General features: G+C 68.3%; 9 protein-coding genes and 1 pseudogene. 5 read left to right on the top strand and 5 right to left on the bottom strand.

The window, feature by feature from the left end; genetic code table 11:
- The first annotated feature begins 46 nt into the window (after positions 1-46).
- The 3 genes from AB0C16_RS35940 to AB0C16_RS35950 all read left to right on the top strand — a co-directional run bounded on the left by AB0C16_RS35940 (position 47) and on the right by AB0C16_RS35950 (position 3008).
- The gene (locus tag AB0C16_RS35940; RefSeq protein WP_357689873.1) at positions 47-847 is read left to right on the top strand and encodes a hypothetical protein; all 801 of its coding nucleotides are present in this window, start codon (positions 47-49) and stop codon (positions 845-847) included.
- Positions 848-1256: 409 nt separating this feature from the next.
- Entirely contained in the window at positions 1257-2045 is a 789-nt protein-coding gene (locus AB0C16_RS35945) for a hypothetical protein (protein WP_357689875.1), read from the top strand.
- Positions 2046-2165: 120 nt separating this feature from the next.
- Positions 2166-3008, top strand: coding sequence for an HNH endonuclease (locus AB0C16_RS35950; RefSeq protein ID WP_357689877.1), 843 nt, complete (start codon positions 2166-2168; stop codon positions 3006-3008).
- Between the two features lie 75 nt (positions 3009-3083).
- Here the strand turns inward: AB0C16_RS35950 and AB0C16_RS35955 are convergent, their stop codons facing one another.
- The 3 genes and pseudogenes from AB0C16_RS35955 to AB0C16_RS35965 all read right to left on the bottom strand — a co-directional run.
- Entirely contained in the window at positions 3084-3416 is a 333-nt protein-coding gene (locus tag AB0C16_RS35955; RefSeq protein ID WP_357689879.1) for a metalloregulator ArsR/SmtB family transcription factor, read from the bottom strand.
- Between the two features lie 167 nt (positions 3417-3583).
- Positions 3584-4711: an MFS transporter gene (locus AB0C16_RS35960; protein ID WP_357689881.1), complete on the bottom strand. Its 1128-nt coding sequence runs from the start codon at positions 4709-4711 to the stop codon at positions 3584-3586.
- Between the two features lie 181 nt (positions 4712-4892).
- Positions 4893-5018, bottom strand: a pseudogene (locus AB0C16_RS35965) (NAD(P)-binding protein); the annotation flags it as partial.
- Positions 5019-5097: 79 nt separating this feature from the next.
- Between AB0C16_RS35965 and AB0C16_RS35970 the strand changes: the two are divergent.
- A complete protein-coding gene (locus AB0C16_RS35970; protein ID WP_357689883.1) occupies positions 5098-5445 on the top strand; it encodes a metalloregulator ArsR/SmtB family transcription factor in 348 nt (115 codons plus the stop codon).
- 255 nt (positions 5446-5700) lie between these two features.
- Here AB0C16_RS35970 and AB0C16_RS35975 read toward each other — a convergent pair whose 3' ends face one another.
- A complete protein-coding gene (locus AB0C16_RS35975) occupies positions 5701-6495 on the bottom strand; it encodes a DUF5677 domain-containing protein (protein WP_357689885.1) in 795 nt (264 codons plus the stop codon).
- A gap of 214 nt (positions 6496-6709) precedes the next feature.
- Positions 6710-8113, bottom strand: coding sequence for a transposase (locus AB0C16_RS35980; RefSeq protein WP_357689887.1), 1404 nt, complete (start codon positions 8111-8113; stop codon positions 6710-6712).
- A 423-nt stretch (positions 8114-8536) separates the two neighbouring features.
- Here AB0C16_RS35980 and AB0C16_RS35985 point away from each other — a divergent pair, with 423 nt between their 5' ends.
- Positions 8537-9118, top strand: a complete 582-nt coding sequence (locus AB0C16_RS35985) for a hypothetical protein (protein ID WP_357689888.1) — start codon at positions 8537-8539, stop codon at positions 9116-9118.
- Positions 9119-9265 lie beyond the last annotated feature (147 nt).

Genomic DNA, 9265 nt, shown 5'->3' on the forward strand with positions numbered 1-9265 from the left:
CCGCCGTCGCCGGAAGTGTCACGTGGTCCATCGTTACCGTCTGGGCGTGCCCGCCCTGTTCCTCACGGGTTTCTATCTCGCCGCGCTGGCGGTCGCTGCGGTGATCACGCTGACGTCCGGTGATCTCGGCACGTTGTGGCGGCTGACCCTCTTCACACCGGTGGACGAGTCCACCCCGGTGACGTTGCCGAACGTGCTCGTCATGGTGGTGGCCGGGCTGCCATTCGCCTGGGCGCTGTGGCAGTGCCTGCGTGGGCCGCTGGCGGGGCCGCCGCCGGAGCAGGATCGCGCCGTACGGTGGCTGCGGATAGCGCTGTACTTCGCGGCGGCGTACGGGCTGGTCTCTCCCTTCTTACACAACTGGCTCGGGGCTACGGTGATACTCGGCGCCGTGTCGATGGTGCCGCTCGTGGTGCTGTTTCCGCCGGTGCTGGGCTCAAGCCTGCGGCACCCGGGTCACGTCCGGGCCGTGGGCCTCCTGTCCTACGGGGGCGTCGTCGCCTATTTCGTGCTGGGCCTCTTCGGCCTGCGTATGCCCGACTGGCTGGCGCTGGTCTGCGCCGGGGCAGGCCTGCTCTGGATGATCCTGATCCTGCGGGCGCAGCGGAGGGACGACCGCTGGCAGCGGTCCACCGTCCGGTACGGCATCGCCGGCCTGCTGGTGCCCTTCGTATCGATGCCGGTGGCCTGGCTGCTCGCGGGCCTGGGAAACATCTACGCCGACGCCGCGGCGGCCCTCAACGTCCTGGCCACGATCTGGCTGGCCCGTTCGGCCCACGAACTCGCCGCCCCACGTGCCGAGCCGTCGCCGTTTCCGCCCGTCCCCGTGCAGCAGCCGTCAACCTAGAATGCCGGCGTCCCCTAAACGGGGCCGTTTTCGGGACGGCCTTCAGGTGGCTCGGATGCGGCTGTCGGGGCCGGACTCCGGCGAGGGGAGAACGTTGCGCACGTGATGAACAACTGACTCGCAAGCGCGCCGGGCGGCTGAGAAGCTGAAGAGATGACGTTGAAGGCGTGGTGCTGGCTTCTGTTCCCCCGGCTCCACTGGCATACGTACAGGCTGCTGGCGGCCTGCGGGGCGTCCGCCTTATCCGTGACGACATCCGCTCCCGCGTGGAGAAGCTGCTCAGCGAGGTGCTGCCCGGCTGAGCCGCCCGCCTGTACTGGACGACGGGCGAGGGCCGCGTCCCAGGGGGAGGCGGCTCTCGCCCGTTTCACACCAGTACGGAAGGCAGCCGTCTGGTTACGCTGTCGGGATGCAGATCCGCAGCCATGTCCTTCACCTGCTGGCAACCCCGCACGCCGAGAACCGTTTCCGCGACTCCTACCTGCCCCAGTCGATCCGAGCGGCCACCGGCTGCCGCCCCCACGAGGCGTGGGAAGCCTTATGGGGTCTGCTCGCCGACGGCCTGATCTATTTGGACCCCCAGGGGCAGCCGGGCAGCGACAACTGGCGGTGGAAACTGTCCGAGCGGGGCCGCAAGGCGGTGCAGGGCCCGTGGGAACCGTACGACCCGGAGGGCTATCTACGGCGGCTGCGCCGTCAGGTGCCGGACCTGCATCCGATCGCCTACCAGTACGTGCAAGAAGCGCTGCAGGCGTTCAACGCGGGCTGCTACCTGGCGTGCTCGGTGATGCTGGGGGTGGCCGCCGAACAGGTCTTCCTCGGGGTGGCCGAGGCCATGGTCGCCGCGTTGGATTCTTCGGCGGAGAAACTCCGCAAGGAGTTGGGCAACTCCAAGAGCTCTCAGAACGCGCGCTTCCAGGCGTTGCGTGCTCGTCTGGAGCCGATGCGCCCGACTCTGCCCGATGACCTGGGCGACAACCTGACCATGGACGCGGTGGCCGATCTGCTGCGGGTCACCCGCAACGAGGCCGGGCATCCGCAGGGTCGCGCCGTCGATGAGGACACCGCCTACACCCACCTGCAGATGGCCGCCCGCTACCTGGGCAAGATGACCGCGCTGGCCGCGCACTTCGCCCAGCAGAGCGCCCACCAGCACACCGGAAGCCAGCAGAATGACGGCCCAGCGGCCAGCAGCTGACATCGGGTGCCGGGCACATACCAGGACTCGGGCGGCATGGAGCGCGTGGCAAACGCCCATGCGCTCGCCGCTTTCTCCCCGGTACGATCCTGGATCGTGAACCGCCGAGGATTAGGCGAGATGTCCCTGGACCTGTCCGACGGACGAGTCCTTCACATGGCGAGCACGCCGCAGGAGCCATCCGGCGCGGCGAGAATCACCCTGCTCGAAGAGATCCCCCGTCGAGTCTTCGACAGCTGTCCCATCTGCGGCGACCCGGCCACCGACGAAGAGCATGTCCCGCCTGCGGCCATGGGCGGGGGCAAGATGACTCTGACGTGCGCCGGGTGCAACCACAGGTTGGGCAGTCACGTGGAGGCGGACCTCATCGACTGGTATGACAACCACATCACGCTCCCGCGCTTCACCGCGCCCGACGTGCAAGGCGCCCGGCGAACCGCCCGCATCCCGCTCAAGTGGACGCCCGAGGGTGAGTTCGTGCTCCTGCTGAGTGGAAGCATCGACCCGGCGATCGACGAGATGCTCCAGGGCGGCGAGATCACGCTGGCCGGGCTGCTTCCCGACGAGAACCGCTGTCGGCTCGCCCTGCTCAAGCACGCATACCTGGCCGCATGTCTACGGGCCGGAGCTCCCGCAGGGGCCGATGGCGATCTCGTCCGCCATGACCTCATCGCCGCACGAGATGCGACCGGCCGTTCGGAGGTGCCCTATAGCCCGCTCGCCATGGGACTGACCGTCATCCGCCATGTCGGAGCGACGCCCTTGGCATCGGCGCCGCTGGTCAGAGCGGTCGTGCACCTGAGTGAGGAACCGATTGAGGGCGTGCTTCTGGTCGGCCGGATTTTCGTCTCGTGGTCCTCGACCTTCAACCCCGGCCATAGGCCGGATCAGGACCGGCACCTGCAGGTCAGCCTCCAAGTGGGAGAGCCGATCAGCGGCACGGTGCAGTCAGTCGACCCCTGAGCCGTGCCGCCTGCGCCCGAGCCAGACCATCCTCCTCGGGGCGTGGGCTGATGGTCAAAACGGCGAGGTGATGTCTCACCCCGTGACGGCGGGTACGGCCAGCGGGGTGAACAGCGCGCCGAGCCGGGCGACCTGGTCGGGAATGATCCAGTAGTAGACCCAGGTGCCGCACCGCTCGCTGCCGATCAGGCCGGCGGTGCGCAACACCTTCAGGTGGTGGCTGATGGTGGGCGCGGTCAGGTCGAAGGCGCCGGTCAGGTCGCACACGCAGGCTTCGCCGCCGGCGTGGGAGCCGATCATGGACAGCAGGCGCAGCCGGACCGGGTCGGCCACGGCCTTAAGCAGCACGGCCAGCTCGGCCGTTTCGTCTCCGCCGAGTGGCTGGCGGGCGATCGGCGCGCAGCACACCGCGTCCTGCGCGTCCTTGCTGTTCGGGATGAGGGGCAGGGTGGCGGCGGTTATGCGGGAGCCTCCGAGACTGACGGGTGGTTCGACGTTCGTCTAAATGATAGGCGGTGGTAGCCGGCCAGCGCGGCGGCGGCGATCAGGCAGGTCAGCGTGACGGCGGCCATCACTCAGCCGTACTCGGCGGCGTGCGCGACGGCCAGGGCGGCGGCCGGGCTGGCGGCTTTGGCCACGGTGGCGGGCAGGGCCAGCCGGCCGGACAGGCTGGCGTAGGCGGTGGTGCCGTAGCGTTCGGTCAGCAGGTACGGCTTGGTGATGGTGCCCACGCCGAAGCCGAGCCCGAACAGCACCACCGCGGCGATCGCCCCGGTGGTGGTGGCGCCGATCAGCGGCAGCGCGGCGGCCACGGCCTGCAGAGCGAAGATGGCGGCGGCGATCAGCGCGGCGGGCAGGCGGCGCTGCAGCCCGGTAGTGATCAGCCGGCCGGTGACCGACAGCACGCCGAGCAGCCCGGCCACGCTCGCGGCCAGCAGCGGCGGGTGGCCGAGGTGGATCAGGTAGGTGATCAGCAGCACCGAGATGGTGGCCACACCGATGCCGTGCAAGGTGAAGACGGCCCCCAGCAGCCAGAACGCCGCCTGGCGGGTGGCGGTGCGCACCAGCGCCGCCCGCTCGCCCGCCCCGCCCCGTGCCCGGCCGGGCACGGGGGTGGCGGCCGGGGCGGGATCCGGTGCGGGCGGTAGGGTCCGGCCCGCGCGGGGCCGGCGCACGACCAGGGCGTGCAGCGGGATCGCGGCCGCGCCGTAGAGCACGGCGAGGATGACCAGGGCCTGGCGCCAGCCGTACGCCGACGTCAGCACGCCGGTCAACGGCATGAAGATGGAGGAGGCGAACCCGGCCACCACGGTGACTGCCAGCAGCGCCCTGGCGCGGGTCGGGGCGGCGAAGCGGGCGACGATGAAGGCGAAGGCCGCCTCGTACAGCACCATCGCCGAGGCGACGCCGACGGCCACGAACACCGTGTACAGCTGGGCCACGGTGCGCACCTGCGACCAGGCCAGCAGCGCCAGCGTGCCGAGCACCGAGCCCGCCGTCATCAGGACGCGCCCGCCGCGGGCATCCAGCCAGCGGCCCGCCACCGGCGCGCCCAGCGCCGCGATGAGCACCGAGGTCGTCAACGCCAGCGATACGTGGGAGGCGTCGGCGCCCAGGTCCCGGCTCATCGGCGTGAGCAGCACCGAGAAGCTGTAGTACAGCACGCCGAAACCGATGGTCTGGGTGACGGCCAGCGCCGCCACGAGCGCCGGTGCGCAGCTCGGCGCCGCGCCGGATCAGGGCGGCGGCGTAGCGTTCGAGATAGGCGACGACCTCGTCGCGGCGCGGGTAGCGCTCGGGGTCGCCGTCGAAACCCATGCCGGGCAGGCTGCTGTAGCGGGCGGGCGAGAACAGGGCGAGGCTGTCGTAGTAGCGCGGCCAGGACCCGGCGGCCCGGCCGGAGGCCTCCAGCAGCATGGGCCGCAGCCCCTGCTCCTGGGCGGCGTGGGCTGCGGCCAGGCCGGACTGCCCGGCCCCGACGATCAGGATGCGGTCGTTGTCGATCGGCATGCCGCAGAAGTACCGTCATTTTCTAATATGTCAATAAGTTGGTATGAGGGTAGGGTGCGTGGGACAGGAGGGAGCAGACATGACCGAGACCACGACCTCATCAGCCGCGACGGCGGATGCGACGGCGGGCGCGACGTGCGCGCCGCAGCTGCCGCAGGCCGCCCAGGACTTCCTCAAGGCCCTGGCCAACCCGAGCCGCCAGCAGATCATCCTGCTGTTCACCCAGGGCGCCGAACTGTCGGTCAACCAGGTCGCCGAACGCGCCGGCATCAGCCAGTCCGCCGCTTCCCAGCAACTCGCCCTGCTCCGGCGCGGCGGCATCGTCGCCTCCCGCCGCGACGGCAGGGAGGTGCTGTATCGCGGCGATCGCGACGGTGTCGCCCGCATCCTCGGCGACCTGCAGAACTATCTGAAGTTCTGCTGCTGAACCGTTGGCCCATACGGGCCAACGGGTCCCCGCGGTCCGAGACGGCTGACACGCCGCAGCAGGGCACGGGGCGTTCAGCATGATCAAGCGTGTGTCACTTCTGGCCCGCAACCATCCTGTTGTCCGCTGGTACCACCCGCTGAGACCGGCCCTTCGGAGCATCCCGGTGCTCTCCCACACGCGCGGCCACCGCGTGGCCGTTCGCCGAGACCGGGTGGTCGCCCATGTAAGGCATAACCGGGACAACAGCAGGCATTACCTGACGCGGGTAGGCAGGAGCTGGATGTTTTCGAAGCCGAGGTCCGCAAGGGCCTGGTCGATGCTGGGGCGTAGAGGGTCACCGTCGATGAGGGGACTTACCACGCTGGCAGCTTGAAGGAGCGCCACAGCCAGTTGGATGACGTCCGCATCGCCGAGTTTTGCGGCACTCTGTCGGATCTGAAGGGTGCCGTCATCCATGCGCTCGATGTACGCACTGGCGGTGGCTATGGTGGTGTGTGACAGCGAGGAGAGGTGCGAGTACACCGGGTAAACGTTGGCGACGTCGTACCGCTCGAGCATGTCGTAGAAGTTCTTCAGCTCATGCTTGAGCTTTTCATGGAGCTCCTGCTCTGACGCGGTTCGGGCGGGCAGGGCCGACCGCTGCGCGGCCGCCAGGTCCAAGGTGGCCCGCATCTCGGCGGCGCCGGGCCAGCCAGTTTCCTCCAGCTTCTTGCACAGCTTCTCGCGCTCGTCGTCGCCGCGAGCGACGAGCGCGTCCACGGCGGCATCGCCGTTGTCGACGAGCCAGTTGATGGCGTATGCGTGGTTGAAGACGTTGCGGACCAGGGGGGCGACCTCGACCGTGAAGCCTCGCTCCGTGAGCAGCAGCGCGGCCTCGGCCGTGCGGCAGGTAAGCCGCCACCAGCTATAAACCGGACCGAACACCCGCGCCTTAGCCACAGGGACGCTCACACCCGTGACGATGACGCTCTCGGCGGCCTTGAGGAGGGATGCGGCGGTTGCACGAGCGAGCTCGCCGGTCTTCTGATCATTCGTCAGGTTCGACATGGCAGGACTGTAGGGGCAGTTCCCGTAAGCCGAGAACTGCCGGAGGTGGCGGCCATTGTCCTGGAGTTCCGATGTGCCGCACGGCCTGGGAACACGGGCCTTGCTTGGCGCCACCAGCACTTGGCCGCCGAGCGCTATCAACGTGAGTCTGGGTGCGGAGACCTCCGCCAGCATGCCGGAATCAGAACCCGGGGCCACAGGGGCGGAAGCGGCGTCAGGCTGCCAGGTCGACCTCGGTGAAGTCGACCTCCTTCAGCAGGGGGGCGAACGGATCCGGCCGATGACGGAGTTCGTCGGTGGCGTACGCGCCGAAGCGGCTGATGTGGGCCCGCAGGTAGGGGGCGATCTGGCTGAGCTGGTCGGCGGTGATCTCCCATCCCTCTGCGACGAGCTGCCGCACGACGGCGGAGATGTCCAGCGCGTTGTGGAAGACGACCAGGTTGGCCAGCAGAGTGTTGAACTTGATCAGTTTCTCCTGCTCTTCGGGGTCGTTGTCGGCCAGCACCCCGCCGAAGCCGAGCCACTTGGAGAAGCCGTTGTAGGACTCGACCTTGTTGGTCGCCGCGGTGACCCGCGCCCGTAGCGCCGGGTCGGCCAGATACCGCAGCAGAGCGACGGTACGCACGCTGCGGCCCATCTCACGGAAGGCCTTGTAGATGCGGTTCTTGCGGGAGTTGGAGCGCAGCCGCCGCATCAGCGTGGCCGAGCTCAGCCGGCCCTCGCTGATGGAGATCGCCACCTGCATCAGATCGGTCCAGTGCTTGTCGATCAGCTTCCAGTCGATGACGTTGCGGCCGCTCTCGCCGAACAGCTGATCGATGTGCGGGTAGACGATCTTCTCTGAGGCGCGGAAGAAGATCAGGTCCTTGAAGTTGCGGATGCGTGGCATCAGGTCGAACCCGAACAGCGTCGCCAGGGCGAAGACCGGGAAGTTCTGGCCCTGGGTGTCGGCGTGCACGGTGGAGGGCTGGATGTCGGAGTCGTTGGCCAGCAGCCCCTCGATCAGGTGCACTGCCTCCCACACCCCGCACGGGATGAACCGGGAGAACAGCGCCACGTAGGTGTCGGAGATGTAGTGGTAGGCGATGCCGCCGAATCCTCCGTACCGGATGCTGGTCTCGGCCAGGAGATTATCGATGTAGGTGTCCACCTGGGTGCCGTCGGCGGCCACCGTGCTGCCATCGCCCCAGGCCTTGATCACGTCCAGCTCGGCGAAGGCGTTGACCACATCGGCGATCGCGGCGTTCAGCTTCTTCAGGGTGATGTGCCGGTTGCGGACCATGGACAGCTCGCGGGCGGTGACGCCGGCGATGTGCTTGGCCGCCTCGTAGGGGCCGATGTTGATGCCGCCGGTGAACACCGCCAGCGAGTACCGCCCCAGCTTGTCCTTGATCTTTGGGTCGGAGCCGGAGGCCGGGCCGAAGTGGCGATACCAGGTGAGCCAGTGGGCGGTGCGCGCGACGATCGACAGCAGTGAGCGTTCGGGCATGCGGCGTTCGATCTCGGCCGCCAGCCGTTCGGCCTCGGCATCGCTGCCCTTGCCGCGGCGGCGTTTGAGAGTGGGCACGCCATTGTCGTCGATGACCAGGTCGGCATTATCGAGGGAGCCGGCGTCCATGCTGCGGCACCACCACGACCAGCCTCGAGCTCGAGCTTTCCGCTCTGCGGTCAGGCGACCTGCCCGTGGTCGTCGTCGACGCCGGCCCCGCGGGCCTGGCGCCGTCGCCCACCTGGCCGAGCGCGGCCTCGACTTCCTGGTTCTAGCGGCCGGCGACCAGGTCGCCGTCTCCGTCACCGGGGGGAGGCCGGGTCCGCGTCTGATGTTCAGCATCGCTTTCGGCTGCGCGCCGTGCTCGGCCCTCTCGCGGGCAAGCACGGCTGGGCCTTCTCTCCGACGTCAGCGAACAGGGGCTGAGCGCCCCGAAATCGCGCACAAGTGATCACTGTGCGGTAGAAGTGACTCATGTCGCCCACATTGCGCTCACTCGCCCGTTCTGCGAGGAGGAAGGGGTGGGCTGTTGGGTCAGGATCTATCAGCCAGGTGCAGAACGAAGCAAAGTCGCTCGGATGGATTGAGGTCCCCATCCGCCGAGGCGACCCCACCGTCACCACTTTGCGCCCGACATCCCGAGACAAGGCCCGGCGGAACTCACTCAGCGCCCAGTACGGCATGGACGCCCAACCTCTCCATACTGACGGCGCCCACCTCATCCGGCCACCAGACATCGTGATTCTCATCGGTGAAACGCCAAACTCAACGCTAACACGACTGTGGCAGCCACTGCGCCTACACGACGAAGCGATCCAGGTGCCCCCTGAGAAGGTCTGTCACGGGGTCTTTCTCGTCCACGCTGGTGCGGACAGCTTCTTTGCCACCGCCTACACCGAGCGCGGCTATCGATACGACCCAGGGTGCATGACTCCCGGTGACGCACGAGCACGGCAAGCCGCAGCCTTCTTCGCCGACGGGCAGAAGAACGCTATTGATCACCATTGGGACCAGCCAGACATGATCCTCGTGATCGACAATGCGCTGGTGCTGCACGGTCGCGCCTCTGCCACGGCTGACCCCACCCGCGAACTCACACGAGTCAGCTATCACCTGGGGGAGGAGGCGCCATGACGTATCCATTCAGGCCTGTGATTGATCAGGCGTTTTGGGGTGGCATCCAAGGGTTCCCGGCCAGCGCGTCACGGAGAGCATCGAGTGGGTGGACGCCGTGGTTGCGGGCGGTGCCGAGGTAGGAGCGGATCAGGCAGTAGCGGGCAG

The organism is Nonomuraea sp. NPDC048916 (assembly GCF_040649575.1).
In the GTDB taxonomy this organism is placed as follows: Bacteria; Actinomycetota; Actinomycetes; order Streptosporangiales; family Streptosporangiaceae; genus Nonomuraea.